General features: G+C 68.3%; 16 protein-coding genes and 1 tRNA gene. 11 read left to right on the top strand and 6 right to left on the bottom strand.

Annotated features, from left to right (window positions below; translation table 11 throughout):
* Window positions 1–27: 27 nt before the first annotated feature.
* From AAFN89_RS07385 to AAFN89_RS07370, 4 genes are read left to right on the top strand one after another with little or no spacing between them, the layout of a single operon-like run.
* On the top strand, window positions 28–414 hold the full coding sequence (locus tag AAFN89_RS07385) for a hypothetical protein (protein WP_347537516.1): 387 nt from the start codon (window positions 28–30) through the stop codon (window positions 412–414).
* Between the two features lie 36 nt (window positions 415–450).
* Window positions 451–1,158 (top strand): response regulator transcription factor, encoded by a 708-nt coding sequence (locus AAFN89_RS07380; RefSeq protein WP_347537514.1) that lies wholly within the window; start codon window positions 451–453, stop codon window positions 1,156–1,158.
* The gene (locus AAFN89_RS07375; protein ID WP_347537512.1) at window positions 1,155–1,511 is read left to right on the top strand and encodes a hypothetical protein; all 357 of its coding nucleotides are present in this window, start codon (window positions 1,155–1,157) and stop codon (window positions 1,509–1,511) included. The genes AAFN89_RS07380 and AAFN89_RS07375 overlap by 4 nt, the downstream gene beginning before the upstream one ends.
* Before the next feature lie 31 nt (window positions 1,512–1,542).
* A complete protein-coding gene (locus AAFN89_RS07370) occupies window positions 1,543–2,046 on the top strand; it encodes an invasion associated locus B family protein (protein ID WP_347537510.1) in 504 nt (167 codons plus the stop codon).
* A gap of 65 nt (window positions 2,047–2,111) precedes the next feature.
* Here the strand turns inward: AAFN89_RS07370 and AAFN89_RS07365 are convergent, their stop codons facing one another.
* Window positions 2,112–2,429 (bottom strand): hypothetical protein, encoded by a 318-nt coding sequence (locus tag AAFN89_RS07365; protein WP_347537508.1) that lies wholly within the window; start codon window positions 2,427–2,429, stop codon window positions 2,112–2,114.
* 94 nt (window positions 2,430–2,523) lie between these two features.
* Window positions 2,524–2,610, bottom strand: a tRNA-Leu gene (locus tag AAFN89_RS07360).
* A gap of 63 nt (window positions 2,611–2,673) precedes the next feature.
* Here AAFN89_RS07360 and lipB point away from each other — a divergent pair.
* The gene (gene lipB / locus AAFN89_RS07355; protein ID WP_347537506.1) at window positions 2,674–3,396 is read left to right on the top strand and encodes a lipoyl(octanoyl) transferase LipB; all 723 of its coding nucleotides are present in this window, start codon (window positions 2,674–2,676) and stop codon (window positions 3,394–3,396) included.
* Here the strand turns inward: lipB and AAFN89_RS07350 are convergent.
* From AAFN89_RS07350 to AAFN89_RS07340, 3 genes are read right to left on the bottom strand one after another with little or no spacing between them, the layout of a single operon-like run.
* The gene (locus tag AAFN89_RS07350) at window positions 3,393–3,692 is read right to left on the bottom strand and encodes an acylphosphatase (RefSeq protein ID WP_347537504.1); all 300 of its coding nucleotides are present in this window, start codon (window positions 3,690–3,692) and stop codon (window positions 3,393–3,395) included. The two genes, lipB and AAFN89_RS07350, sit on opposite strands and share 4 nt — an antisense overlap.
* A gap of 41 nt (window positions 3,693–3,733) precedes the next feature.
* Window positions 3,734–4,183 carry a hypothetical protein gene (locus AAFN89_RS07345; protein WP_347537502.1) on the bottom strand — a complete coding sequence of 150 codons (450 nt, stop codon included), beginning with the start codon at window positions 4,181–4,183 and terminating at the stop codon, window positions 3,734–3,736.
* Between the two features lie 9 nt (window positions 4,184–4,192).
* Window positions 4,193–6,181: an acetyl/propionyl/methylcrotonyl-CoA carboxylase subunit alpha gene (locus AAFN89_RS07340; RefSeq protein WP_347537500.1), complete on the bottom strand. Its 1,989-nt coding sequence runs from the start codon at window positions 6,179–6,181 to the stop codon at window positions 4,193–4,195.
* 176 nt (window positions 6,182–6,357) lie between these two features.
* On the opposite strand from AAFN89_RS07340, the gene AAFN89_RS07335 reads away from it, so the two are divergent.
* The 3 genes from AAFN89_RS07335 (at window position 6,358) to AAFN89_RS07325 (ending at window position 8,396) form a co-directional block, all read left to right on the top strand.
* A complete protein-coding gene (locus AAFN89_RS07335) occupies window positions 6,358–6,576 on the top strand; it encodes a hypothetical protein (protein WP_347537498.1) in 219 nt (72 codons plus the stop codon).
* A gap of 97 nt (window positions 6,577–6,673) precedes the next feature.
* Entirely contained in the window at window positions 6,674–8,173 is a 1,500-nt protein-coding gene (locus tag AAFN89_RS07330) for an aldehyde dehydrogenase (protein WP_347537496.1), read from the top strand.
* A gap of 61 nt (window positions 8,174–8,234) precedes the next feature.
* The gene (locus AAFN89_RS07325) at window positions 8,235–8,396 is read left to right on the top strand and encodes a hypothetical protein (RefSeq protein WP_347537494.1); all 162 of its coding nucleotides are present in this window, start codon (window positions 8,235–8,237) and stop codon (window positions 8,394–8,396) included.
* Window positions 8,397–8,551: 155 nt separating this feature from the next.
* On the opposite strand, the gene AAFN89_RS07320 is transcribed toward AAFN89_RS07325, so the two are convergent.
* Window positions 8,552–9,439 (bottom strand): LysR substrate-binding domain-containing protein, encoded by an 888-nt coding sequence (locus AAFN89_RS07320; protein ID WP_347537492.1) that lies wholly within the window; start codon window positions 9,437–9,439, stop codon window positions 8,552–8,554.
* A gap of 141 nt (window positions 9,440–9,580) precedes the next feature.
* Here AAFN89_RS07320 and AAFN89_RS07315 point away from each other — a divergent pair, with 141 nt between their 5' ends.
* The 3 genes from AAFN89_RS07315 to AAFN89_RS07305 are packed head-to-tail and all read left to right on the top strand — an operon-like array spanning window position 9,581 to window position 13,238.
* Window positions 9,581–10,072 carry a (2Fe-2S)-binding protein gene (locus tag AAFN89_RS07315; protein WP_347537490.1) on the top strand — a complete coding sequence of 164 codons (492 nt, stop codon included), beginning with the start codon at window positions 9,581–9,583 and terminating at the stop codon, window positions 10,070–10,072.
* Window positions 10,069–11,058: a xanthine dehydrogenase family protein subunit M gene (locus tag AAFN89_RS07310; protein ID WP_347537488.1), complete on the top strand. Its 990-nt coding sequence runs from the start codon at window positions 10,069–10,071 to the stop codon at window positions 11,056–11,058. The genes AAFN89_RS07315 and AAFN89_RS07310 overlap by 4 nt, the downstream gene beginning before the upstream one ends.
* Window positions 11,055–13,238 carry a xanthine dehydrogenase family protein molybdopterin-binding subunit gene (locus tag AAFN89_RS07305; protein ID WP_347537485.1) on the top strand — a complete coding sequence of 728 codons (2,184 nt, stop codon included), beginning with the start codon at window positions 11,055–11,057 and terminating at the stop codon, window positions 13,236–13,238. Before AAFN89_RS07310 ends, AAFN89_RS07305 begins: the two co-directional genes overlap by 4 nt.
* Window positions 13,239–13,259: the final 21 nt, after the last annotated feature.

Raw genomic sequence — 13,259 nt, 5'->3', positions numbered from 1 at the left:
CCAGAGGAAACAGGACAGGAGGACATCATGCGTCGTTCGACGGTTTCACTGGTCGCGCTCCTGATGCTCGGCGCTTCCGGCGCCGCGCAGGCGCAGATGATGGAACGGCCCTACAACTTCCAGCCACGCGACCGGGTGGGCATCGCCTTCTCAATGCGGGCGGTGGAGGACAGAGAGGACCAGAACGGATCGGGCGGGAGCTCGGGAGAGGTCACGCAGGTCATCTGCGGCGGCGCCGACGGGCAGACCGGCAGCGCGACATCCAACATGGCCTGCATCTTCGTCGGCAAGGGCGCGAACGCGGATATCGGCGCGGACCAGGCGAGCGATGGCGACCAGACCGCGACCTCCAACTCCAACTCCCCCGTCGACACCGTCACCGACGCGCTGAATGGCGAAACCGCCAGCGACTGACGCAAAGCCCGAAGAAACCGGGGAGCCGAGGATGTCATGGACCGGACCAATACCATCGACGCGACGCTGGTGGGCGGCGAGGTGCTGTTCCGGGACGGGCTACGCCATCTCCTGAAAGATTCGCCGATCCGCGTGACCGGCAGCCTGCCCGGCTTCGAGGCGCTGATCGGCAACGCCGGCGACGCGTCGCCGGCCGACATGACGGTGGCGATCTTCCTCGACATGCCACCGATCGACCCTTCTCCCGCCGCCGGGCTGAAACGGCTGATGGCGGAGCGTCCCACCTTGCGCCTGGTCGTCCTCGTCTCGGAGGAATCGATGGACCAGCTGATGCTGGCGCTCGATCTGGGATTCCACGCCCTGCTGCCGCGCGGCATCTCCAAGGAGGCGCTGATCCAGTCCATCGCGCTGGTGATGCTGGGCGAGAACGTCTTTCCGACGCGGCTGGCGGCGCGGCTGATCGGTGGGACCGCGCCGCCGCGCGCCGCCGCGACGCCGGGGCATCCGGGACCCCGGCTGACGCCGCGGGAGGCGGAGATCCTGCAGCATCTGGTGGAGGGCGAGCCCAACAAGGTCATCGCGCGCCGGCTGGGCATCGCCGAGGCGACGGTGAAGGTCCAGGTGCGGCGGTTGCTGAAGAAGATCCATGTCGGCAACCGGACCCAGGCGGCGATCTGGGCCCTGGGACGGACCGATCGCGCGGCCGGCATGAACGGCGCGGCCCATGCCGGAGAAAGGCTGTGAGGCGCAGGCCCGAAATGGCGGCGGCGGCGCTGCTGGTTTTAGCCTCGGCGACGCTGGGCGGCTGCGTGACGGCGGCGCTGGTCGGGACGGCGGTCAGCGCGCTGGTCGGCGGCGGCGCGCCATCGTCCGACGCGCTGGGCATGGGCGCGCCTTACGAGGCGGGCCGGGGGCTGGAGCAGGCCGCCCAGGCGGTGGCCGACCAGTCCGCCCGCGAAGTCACCCCCATCTGCCGGGCCCGGCTGGACGATCTGCCGCAGACGGAGCCGCAGCCCGCGGGCAGTTGCGGGATTCAGCCGGTATGCCTGCCGGGCGCATCGGCGCCGACGCCGATGATGATGTGCCTGGAATCCTGACCACCACCTGAAAGAGGAACGCGAGGAAGCCATGAGACATTCCACCATCCCCCTGATCTCCGCCTTCATCCTGGCCCTGGCGGCTGGCGGCGCGCAGGCGCAGGACGGCGTCGAAGAGGCCTTCCAGCAGTGGCGCAGCAACTGCCCGGCCCCCGGAGAGAACACCACGCGTCCTTGCGTGATCTATACCCAGAACGGTCTGGCCACGGATGCCGGCCCGCTTGGCGCGAGGATCGCGCTTGGACCGGATTCAAGCCAGCAGATGGCGCTGGTTATCGAACTGATCCATGCGCAGCAGAGCACCGGATTCGGGCTCGGCGTGGACGGGCAGGAGCCGCTGCTCGCCTCGCTGCCTTCCTGTTCGGGGGACATCTGCCGAGGGTCGATCACCGGGGCCACGGCGAACGACCTGATCGAGCAGTTCGGGGCCGGCGACGAGGCGACGATCAGCTATATCGCCGCCGACCAGCGACAGGTGCGGATCGACCTTTCCCTGATCGGCTTCACGGCGGCGTACAATTCGATAACGCAGTGAGCGGGGGAGAGAACCTCCTCACCTTGAGCTTGTCGAAAGGTGTGTGCACACATGGTTCGACGGGCTCACCATGAGGTTTCCTTTTCGGTCATTCCGGCCCCCGAGCCGGAATCCATGCGGTGTCGACTTCCCATGGATGCCGGATCAAGTCCGGCATGACGTTGTGCTGGTTGGGACACCACATTGTTTTTATTGGTCATTCCGGACTTGATCCGGAATCCATGGGTCAGCGCCGCTTCACCGTCGGCGAAGAACTGGGCCGCGTCCGGCGGCCTTCGACGCCGCATGGATGCCGGATCAGGTCCGGCATGACGTTGTGCTGGTTGGGGCACCACATTGTTTTTATTGGTCATTCCGGACTTGATCCGGAATCCATGGGTCATCGCCGCTTCACCGTCGGCGAAGAACCGGGCCGCGTCCCTGCGGCCATCGACGCCGGATCAAGTCCGGCATGACGGAATTTCTCGAAAAGAAGATTGGTGCGGTCGAGAAGACTCGAACTTCCACGGGGGTTAGCCCACAGCGACCTCAACGCTGCGCGTCTACCAATTCCGCCACGACCGCACCGGTCAGGCAAGCCCATCAGACGGACCTTGCCTTCGAGGTGACGGGGGAATACCAAATCGCATGACCTCGATCAAGAAGTTGTGCGCGCCCGTCGGCGAAAGTCCGGCTCCGGGGCTGGAATGGCGGATTTCCGAAGGGCTGATCCCCTATGAAGAGGCCGTCGCGGAGATGGAGGCGCGGGTCGACCGGATCGCGCGCGGCGAGGCGCCGGAGCTGGTGTGGCTGCTGGAGCACCCGCCGCTCTATACCGCCGGCACGTCGGCCCGTGACGAGGATCTGCTGGAGCCGACACGGTTCCCCGTCCATCGAACCGGGCGCGGCGGGCAATTCACCTATCACGGCCCCGGCCAGCGCGTGGCCTATGTGATGCTGGACCTGCACCGGCGCGGGCCGGACCTGCGCGTCTTCGTGCGGAACCTTGAGGAGTGGCTGATCCGCTCGCTCGCGCGGTTCAATGTCGAGGGAGAGCGGCGCGACGGCCGCGTCGGCATCTGGGTCGACAGGGGAAGGCGCGGCGGCCGGGCCGGACAGGAGGACAAGATCGCGGCGATCGGCGTGCGGGTGCGGCGGTGGGTGACCTTCCACGGGATATCGCTGAACGTCGAGCCCGACCTCACCCACTTCGCGGGCATCGTCCCCTGCGGCATCCAGGGTGGCATCGGGGGGCACGGCGTGACGTCGCTGGTCGACCTCGGCCTGCCGGTGACGATGGCCGACATGGATGTGGCCCTGCGCGCCGCCTGGGACGAGGTCTTCGAGGAGGCCGATCCGGTGGACCGCTAGGCCGTCGCCGCCTTGGTGAAGCCTTTCGCGCCGGGGTCGGGGGCGGGGGTGCGGTCGATGGAGGCGACTTGGGCCGAGTCCGGGCCTTGCCGGCAGAGTTCGGCCAGTTCCTCCACGGCCGGTCGCGGGCCGGCGATGACGGCTTCGACCGTGCCGTCGGCGCGGTTGCGGACCCAGCCGTCGAGGTTCAGGCGATTGGCCTCGGCGATCATCCAGTTGCGGAAGAAGACGCCCTGCACGCGGCCGGCGATGAGGAGACGGACCGACAGGCGGTCGGGTTGGGGAGCATCGGTCATTTCGCGACTGTGACCGCTCGTAGCGCTTACGGCAATGTCCCTCAGAGCGGCCTGTAGAGCGGCCGGAACAGCGCGTCGGCCATCAGCGTGACGGCGCGGCGGGCGTCGGCCTCCAACTCCTCGGCCTGGAACCAGTGCATGTCCGGCGTCAGGGCCGGCGGGTCGGAGACGTAGAGCAGCCGGTTCCGGCGGCGGCGGAGCCAGTCATGTTCCTCGGTCAGCCCCGCCTCCCCGAACAGGGAGACGGCGTTGCCATAGGGCCCGATCTCCGGCATCGAGGCCCGCAGATGCGCCTCCACGATGGAGGCGGCGAGGATGACCGTGGCGACCCAGGCCCCGGCCGCGAACACCGTCTCCAGCTCCGCCAGCAGGGCGGCGGTGTGGTCGCCGATTTCGGCATCCTGCCGGTCCCGGGCGTCGGCCAGCACATTGTGCAGCCATCGCACGCGGCCTTCCCAATGGGCCGGTTCGGGTGGCTGGGCGGCGAACAAGAGCGGGGCCTATTCGAATTCAAGGATCTTCTGGTCGACCGACAGGCTGTCGCCGGCCGCGGCGTGGAGGACGGAGACGCGGCCGCGCCGTTCGGCGCGCAGCACGTTCTCCATCTTCATCGCCTCCACCACGGCCAGCGGCTCCCCGGCATCGACATCCTGTCCCTCCTCCACGGCGAGCGAGACGAGCAGCCCCGGCATGGGCGACAGGAGGAAGCGGGAGAGGTCCGGCGGCTCCTTCACCGGCATCAGATCCGCCAGCGCGCCGGCGCGCGGGGTCAGCACCAGCGCGTCCACCGTCGCGCCGCCATGGACGAGCCGGTAGCCGATCCCGGTCATCTTCACCTGGACGACCATCGGCTCCCCGCCCACCGATCCGTCGAAGAGGGGTTGGCCGGGCGACCAGTCACCCACAACATCGACCGGCGCGCCCTCCCCTTCCGCCACGCGGTATCCGCCGTCGATCGGCCGGATGGTGACAGCCACGTTCTCCCGGTCGATGCGGACGATCCAGTCCGTGAAGGGCGGCGTGCGGTGGACGGCGACCTGGCCGCTGACCTGGCGGTTGCGGTCGACATAGTGGCGGTGGAGCGCCGCGGCGACCGCGACGATGCGCTCCCGGTCGCGCGGCGGCAGGTCGCGGCCGTGGAAGCCTTCGGGGAATTCCTCCGCGATGAAGCCGGTGGTCATCTCCCCGGCGGCGAAGCGCGGATGGGCCATCAGCGTCGCCAGGAACGGGATATTGTGGCGCACGCCGCCGATGACGAAGGCATCGAGCGCCCGGACCATATGGCCGATCGCCTCCGCCCGATCGCCGCCATGGGTCACTAGCTTGGCGATCATCGGGTCGTAGAACATCGATATCTCGCCGCCCTCATGGATGCCGGTGTCGACGCGGACATGGTCGTCCTCGGCGGGCGGAAGGTAGCGCGTTACCCGGCCGGTCGAGGGCAGGAAGCCGCGCACAGGGTCCTCTGCATAGACCCGCGCCTCCATCGCCCAGCCATCCAGCCGGATATCCTGCTGGCCGAACCACAGCTTCTCCCCCGCCGCGACGCGGATCATGCATTCCACGAGGTCGAGGCCGGTGATCTTCTCCGTCACCGGATGTTCGACCTGGAGCCGCGTGTTCATCTCCAGGAAATAGAAATTGCGGGCGCCGTCGACGATGAACTCCACCGTGCCGGCGGATTTGTAGTCCACGGCCTTCGCGAGCGCGACCGCCTGCTCGCCCATCGCCTCGCGGGTAGCGGGGTCGAGGAAGGGGGACGGCGCTTCCTCGATCACCTTCTGGTGGCGGCGCTGGATGGAGCATTCCCGCTCATGCAGGTAGACGACATTGCCGTGGGCGTCGCCCAGCACCTGGATCTCGATATGGCGGGGCTGGGTCACGAACTTCTCGACGAAGACGCGATCGTCGCCGAACGCGTTCCGCGCCTCGCTGGCGGCGGAGCGGAAGCTCTCCTTCACCTCCGCCTCGCTCCAGGCGATGCGCATGCCCTTGCCGCCGCCGCCGGCCGAGGCCTTCAGCATTACGGGAAACCCGATCTCCCGCGCCACGGCCAGCGCCTCTTCATCGTCCGCCACCGCGTCGGGATGGCCGGGCACGGTGCTGACGCCAGCCGCCTTCGCCAGCTTCTTGCTTTCGATCTTGTCGCCCATGGCGCGGATGGCCGCCGGCCCCGGCCCGATGAAGGCGATGCCGGCTTCCGCCAGCGCGTCGGCGAAGCGCGCATTCTCCGACAGGAAGCCGTAGCCGGGATGGACGGCCTGCGCCCCGGTCTGGCGGCAGGCATCGAGGATACGGTCGATCACCAGATAGGATTGCGCCGAGGCCGAGGGCCCGATGGCCACCGCCTCGTCCGCCATGCGGACATGCAGCGCGTCGGCGTCCGCTTCGGAATGGACCGCGACCGTCGCGATGCCCATGCGGCGGGCGGTGCGAATGACCCGGCAGGCGATCTCGCCCCTGTTGGCGACCAGAATCTTGTCGAACATCCGTCCGGTTTCCTCCCGTCCATCTCTTGTCATCGGGCGCGGCCGCCGCAATGTGGTTTGAGAATGAGGAATAGCAGAGCGCGATGCCTGTTTGCACCAACTGGCGAAACGCATCCGTATCAGGGCCGTTGGAGTATTCACGCCCATAGCTTCTTTCACTGGACGGAGCCGTTCTCATGCCCTCCCCCCTTCCCTCTCTTCTGATCGCGGGCGCCCTGCTGTCGGCCTGTGCCGCCGGCGTCCAGTCCGACCACAGCGAATGCTTCATGGTCGATGTCGAGGACCTGGCCGTGCAGGCGGCCGACGATGTCGAGGGCATCACCATGGTCTGCGGTCTTCAGCGGGTGGTGCCAAGCGCCCATGACAAATATCGGGAACGATACGGACTACCTTAGGTGCCTGCCCCTAAGCCCCCCTTGCGGGACGGAGAGGCCGCCCCCTAGACTGGCTTCACCGCGATAACGCGAAACCTTAATCCTATGGAGGAATCCCATGTCCGCAGCCCTCTCGCTGGACGATTGGCGCGGCCAGGCGGCAACGCTCAATTACCGCAACCAGTGCTTCATCGACGGAAAGTTCGCGCCGGCCGCGTCCGGCCGAACCTTCGACTGCATCAGCCCTGTCGACGGCAAGGTGCTGACCCAGGTGGCGAGCGGCGATGTCGAGGATGTCGACCGCGCGGTGGCGTCGGGCCGCAAGGCGTTCGAAAGCGGCGTCTGGGCGAAGATGGCGCCCCGCGATCGGAAGAAGGTGATGCTCGCCTTCGCCGACGCCATCCGCGCCCACGGGACGGAGTTGGCGCTGCTGGAGACGCTGGACATGGGCAAGCCGATCGCCGATTCCAGCTCGATCGACGTGCCCGCAACGGCCGGCTGCATCCAGTATTACGCGGAGGCCATCGACAAGGTTTATGACGAGGTCGCCCCGACCGCGTCCAACGTGGTGGCGATGATCCTGCGGGAGCCGCTGGGCGTCGTCGGCGCGGTGGTGCCGTGGAACTTCCCGATGATCATGGCCGCCTGGAAGCTGGGGCCGGCGCTGGCGACCGGCAATTCGGTGGTGTTGAAGCCGGCGGAGCAATCCTCCCTGACCGCCCTCCGGCTGGCCGAACTGGCGGTCGAGGCGGGGCTGCCCGAGGGCGTTCTGAACGTCGTTCCGGGGCTGGGCGAGGAAGCCGGCCAGGCGATCGGCCGCCATATGGACGTGGACGCACTGACCTTCACCGGATCGACGGAGGTCGGCAAGTTCTTCCTGAAATATTCCGGCGAAAGCAACATGAAGCGGGTGGCGCTGGAATGCGGCGGCAAGACCCCGCATATCGTGCTGCCCGACGCCCACGACCTGGACATCGCGGCAAAGAACGCGGCCTTCGGCATCTTCTTCAACCAGGGGGAGGTCTGCAATGCCGGCTCCCGCCTGCTGGTCCATGAGACGATCAAGGACGCGTTCCTTGAGAAGGTGATGGACTGGGGCCGCAAGATGGCTCCCGGCAACCCGCTGGACCCGAAGACGACGATGGGCGCCATCGTCGACGAGCAGCAGATGGAGCGGGTGCTGGGCTATATCGAGAAGGGCAAGGAAGGCGGCGCCAATCTGCGCATGGGCGGCGTCCGCGCCCGTTCCGACAGCGGTGGCTTCTATGTCGAGCCCACGATCTTCGACAATGTCGCCAACGACATGACGATCGCGCGGGAGGAGATCTTCGGCCCTGTCCTGGCGACCCTGACCTTCAAGGACGAGGAGGAGGCGATGAAGATCGCCAACGACACGATCTACGGCCTGGCCGCCGCGGTCTGGACCTCCGACGTCAACAAGGCGATGAAGGCGGCCCGCGCGCTACGCGCCGGATCGGTCTGGATCAACTGCTTCGACGGCGGCGACATCACCACCCCCTTCGGCGGCTTCAAGCAATCCGGCTTCGGCCGCGACAAGAGCATGCACGCCATGGACAAGTTCACCGACCTGAAGACGGTCTGGATCGAACTGCACTGAGGGCGACCGCCGCCGGAAGCGCAACTGGCGCTTCCGGCGGCAGATTCCGAGGGAGATTGGGATGCCCGCTACCAGTGTCAGCCGGACAGACGAATTGGAAAAGCTGGCCGTGCTTCGGCGCGAGATCGCGGCAGGGCTGAAGCAGGCGGACGCCGGGGAGTTCTCGTTCCGCTCGATAGCCGATATCGCCCGCGCCGCGAAAGTCGACAACAGCTTTAAGTGAGGCGGCGCGGCCATTTCATCGCCGCCCCTCTCCCTCATGGTGAGCTTGTCGAACCATGTGGGCACGCATCCTTCGACGGGCTCAGGATGAGGTGAAATCGGCGGTCAGGGCCTATGGGTTCCGGCGTTCGCTGGAGAATGATCAATAACGAAGCCTCACCCCCTCAACGTGTCGATAAGCGCCCGCAGCTTGGCGGGCGGGAGGCGGCGGCTGGAGTAGTAGAGGCAGTGACCGGGGAAGCGCGGGGACCAGTCCTCCAGGACGCGGACGAGGCGGCCGGAGGCGAGGTCGTCCGCGACCATGTCGCTGAGGAAGTAGCCGAGCCCGAGGCCGGCGAGAGCCATGTCGCGCAGGACGAGGGCGTCGTTGGCGACGATCGCGCCGGGGACGGCGATGTCGACTTCGTGGCCCTCCCGTTCGAACTCCCAGCGATAGATCGCGCCGCTGGAGGGGAAGCGGAAATTGAGGCATTCGTGGCCGGCCAGATCCTCCGGCCGCAGCGGCTTCGGCCTGCCGGCGAAATAGGCCGGCGCGGCGGCGATCACCGTCTCCAGCCCTTCCCCGATCCGCACGGCCACCATGTCCTGCTGCAGCGTCTCGCCCAATCGGATGCCGGCGTCGCAGCCATTGGCGACGATGTCCGACAGCGAATCCGCCAGCGTCAGTTCCAGCCTGATGTCCGGATAGGCCGCCCGGAAGGCGGCGAGCCTGGGCGAGAGGACGGAGAAATAAGCCGGCCGGGAGACGTCGAGCCTCAGCACGCCCGAGGGCGTGTCACGCAGTTCGTCCAGTTCCTCGGCCGCCGTCGCCAGCTCATCCAGCGCCGGGCGAACGCGCGCCAGATAGCGTTCCCCGGCCTCCGTCAGCCCGACGCTTCGGGTCGACCGGTCCAGTAGCCGGATGCCCAGCCGTTCCTCCAGCGCCCGGACAGCATGGCTGAGGGCGGAGGGGGAGACGCCGAGCGCCGCCGCGGCGGCAGTGAAGCTCCGCCGTTCGGCAACCGCCGCGAAGGCGCCGATGCCGGTGAGTTGATCGCGACGCATTATGAAACTTCTCTCAAGACCGCTTGTTGAATAGGGGTGTTTAACCGATACGGCCCCGCCGGTACGGTTTCGTTCCTTTCGGCCGCGGCGCGCCGGCGTTGCGGATTCATCCCGACATTTCCTTCCTGAAAGGCGAGCCCCATGGACTTCCACGATCGGCACGATCTGACGGTGCGGATAAATGGCGAGGATCACAGGCTGCCCGGCCTCGACCCCCGGACCACGCTCCTGGACCTGTTGCGGGAGAAGCTGGCGCTCACCGGCACGAAGAAGGGCTGCAATTTCGGCGAGTGCGGGGCCTGCACGGTGCATCTCGACGGCAGGCGGGTCAATTCCTGCATGGTGCTGGCCGCCTCGACCGACGGTCGGGAGGTGACGACGATCGAGGGGCTGGCGAAGGAGGGCGCGCTGCATCCGGTGCAGCAGGCCTTCATCGACCATGACGGCTTCCAGTGCGGCTTCTGCACGCCGGGGCAGGTGATGTCGGCCGTCGCGCTGATCGACGAAGGCCATGCCGGCTCCGACACCGAGATCCGCGAATGGATGAGCGGCAATCTCTGCCGCTGTTCGGCCTATCCGCAGATCGTCGACGCCGTGCGCGCCGCCGCCGGCGCCGGGAGGAACGGCCGATGACCCCCTTCGCCTATGCCCGCGCGAGCCATCTGGACGAGACGATCGCCGCCGGCGCTGAGTGGGACACCGCGTTCCTGGCGGGCGGCACGGAACTGCTGAACTGGCTGCGCCTCGGCATCGCCGGGCCGGCCAGGGTCATCGACATCACCCGGCTGGAGGGGCTGGACCGGATCGAGCGCCTGCCCGATGGCGGGCTGCGCATCGGTGCGCTGGCCCGGCTCAACGACGCCGCGCAGCACGAGGATGTGGCGCGCGACTATCCGGTGCTGAGCCAGGCGATCCTGAAAGCCGCTTCCGCGCAGCTCCGCAACCTCGCCACCGTCGGCGGCAATCCGCTCCAGAAGACGCGCTGCGCCTATTTCCGAGCGGAAGAGAAGCTGCCCTGCAACAGGCGGGAGCCGGGTTCCGGCTGCTCCGCGCTCCACGGCCTCAACGACCGGCACGCCATCTTCGGCTGGATTGAGGAATGCGTGGCGACCCAGCCCTCCGACCCGGCGGTCGCGCTGGCAGCGCTGGATGCAAACTTCGTGACCGCGCACCGGGACGGCGGACGCCGTATTCCGGCGACGGAGTTCCACATCCTGTCGCGGGAACGGCCGCAAGATCACACGATCCTACGGCAAGGCGAGCTGATCACCGCCATCGAACTGCCGGCCCCGGCCCCGCGCTCCGCCTATCTGAAGGTGAGGGAGCGCGAATCCTACGGATACGCCACCGTCTCCGCCGCTGCGGCGCTGGAGATGGAGGGCGCGACCATCCGCCGGGCGCGGATCGCGCTCGGCTCCGTCGCCTATCGGCCCTGGCGGCTGGACGCGGCGGAGGCGCGCCTCGCCGGGGTCGACATCGGCGACCGCGAGGCGCTGCGGCGGGCGATCGAGATGTCCTTCACCGACGCCCGTCCGCTTTCCCACAACGCCTACAAGATCCCGCTGGCGAAAAACGCAGCCCTCAGGGTTATCGAGATTGCGGGGAGGACGACACCATGACCATCGGACAGCCCCTCCCCCGTCCCGACGGATTCGCCAAGGTGACGGGAGCGGCCCGCTACGCCGCCGACCAGGACGCGCCGGGGATGCTCCACGCCGCCATCGTCTCCGCCTCCATCGCGGCGGGAAGGATCGTCGCGATCGACGCCGCGCGGGCGCTCGGGGAAGCCGGCGCAGTCCACGTCCTGACCCAGCGCGACATGCCGCGCTTCGGAAAGGCGGACGCGCCGATGATGGCGCAGACCCACATCCCGATGCAGGACGACGATATCCGCTACCAGGGCCAGCCGATCGCCATCGTGCTGGCGGAGACGCTGGAGGAAGCGCAGGAGGGCGCGCGGCTGGTGGAGATGCGCTACGAAGCCTCCAATGCGCGGTCGCCGGCCGAGGCCGACTGGGCGACGATCGACCGCGCCGCCGGCAAGCCGAGGCAGAGCGGCTTCCTCTATTTCGAGCCGGATTTCGCCAAGGGCGACCTGGAGGCGGGGCTGACCGGCGGCGACCGCCGACTGGAAGCGGCCTACCTGCAGCCGCCGCGCCATCACAACCCGATGGAGCCTTCGGCCACGCTCGCAGTCTGGGAGGGCGACCGGCTGACGCTCCATGATTCCACCCAGCATGTCTATGGCGTCCGGCTGGTCGTCGCCAGCCTGTTCGGAATGCCGCCGGAGAAGGTGCGCGTCATCTGCCCGCACACCGGCGGCGGGTTCGGCGTCAAGGGCTGGATATGGCCGCAGCAGTTCCTTTCGGCGGCGGCCGCGAAGGTCGCGGGCCGGCCGGTGAAGCTGGCGCTGAGCCGCGCCGACATGTACGCCTTCCTGGGTTACCAGCCGCGCATCGCGCAGAAGATGACGCTCGGCGCCGGTTCGGGCGGACGACTGACGGCGCTCCGCCATGACGTGGTCAACCTCACCACGGTCACCGACGATTTCACCGAATACGCGACCGAGGCGTCGAAGGGGGTCTATGCCAGCCCGGCGATCGTGACCTCCCAGCGCATGGAGCGCGCCAACGTGGCCATGCCGACGGCGATGCGTTCGCCGGTCGAGGGGCCGGGTCTCTGGGCGCTGGAAAGCGCGATGGACGAGCTGGCCCACGATCTGGGGATGGATCCGCTCGATCTTCGCCTCGCCAACCATGCCGACGAGGATCCGGCGACGGGGGAGCCCTGGTCGTCGAAGAAGCTGAAGGAAGCGTACGAGGAGGGCGCGCGGCTTTTCGGCTGGCGCGACCGGTCCCGGCGGCCTTCCCGCGACGGCGACTGGCTGGTCGGCCACGGCATGGCGACCTGCACCATGGGCTGCTTCCGGATGCCGACGCCGGGGGCGGAGATCGTGCTGAAGGCCGATGGCGGTGCTGTCGTCCGCACCGGAACGCAGGATATCGGCACAGGCACCGCCACCATCTTCCCGCAGATCGCCGCCGACATTCTGGGCCTGCCGCTGGAGAAAGTGACGCTGGCGCTGGGCGACACGGAGCTTCCCGAGGCGGGGCCGACCTACGGCTCCTCCTCCACCATGGGGGTGGGCGCGGCGGTCCTTCAGGCGGCAAGGGACGCCCGGGCGAAGCTGGCGCGCCTTGCCAACCTGCCGCCGGACGATGTGGAGATGGAAGGCGGCCGCATCCGCCGGAGGGGCGCGGCGGAAGGACAGGCGATCGGGGACGCGATGCGCGCCGCCGGCGTGGCGGAGGTTACGGGCATAGGCTCCTTCGATCCGGGCAGCCATGGCGCAGGCTACGCCATGCGCACCTTCGGCGCGGTGTTCGTGGAGGTCGGGGTGGACCCGGAGCTGGGGCTGCTGAGGCTGCGCCGCGCCGTCGGCAGCTACAGCGCCGGCCGCATCATCAACCCGCGCACCGCGAGGTCGCAGATGACCGGCGGGATCATCTGGGGCTGGGGCATGGCCGCGATGGAGCAGAGCCCGTTCGACCCGGCGCTGGGCCGCTTCCTGTCGAAGAACCTGGCCGGCGTCGCCATCCCGGTCAATGCCGATATCCCCTCGGACATCACTATCCATTTCGTGGACGAGGTGGACGAGATAGCGAGCCCGATCGGCGGCAAGGGCATCGGCGAGTTGGGCGCGACCGGCGTCGCCGCGGCGGTCGCCAACGCCGTCTTCGCCGCCACCGGCAAGCGCATCCGCGACCTGCCGATCACGCCGGAGAAGCTGGTCGACTGAGGCGGTTTGGGCCTGTCTGCC

The organism is Inquilinus sp. CAU 1745 (genome assembly GCF_039839375.1).
Taxonomy (GTDB): Bacteria; Pseudomonadota; Alphaproteobacteria; order DSM-16000; family Inquilinaceae; genus JBDOQU01.
The sequence above is the reverse complement of the archived record's forward strand: the minus strand, read 5'-3'. Positions and strand labels throughout refer to the sequence as shown.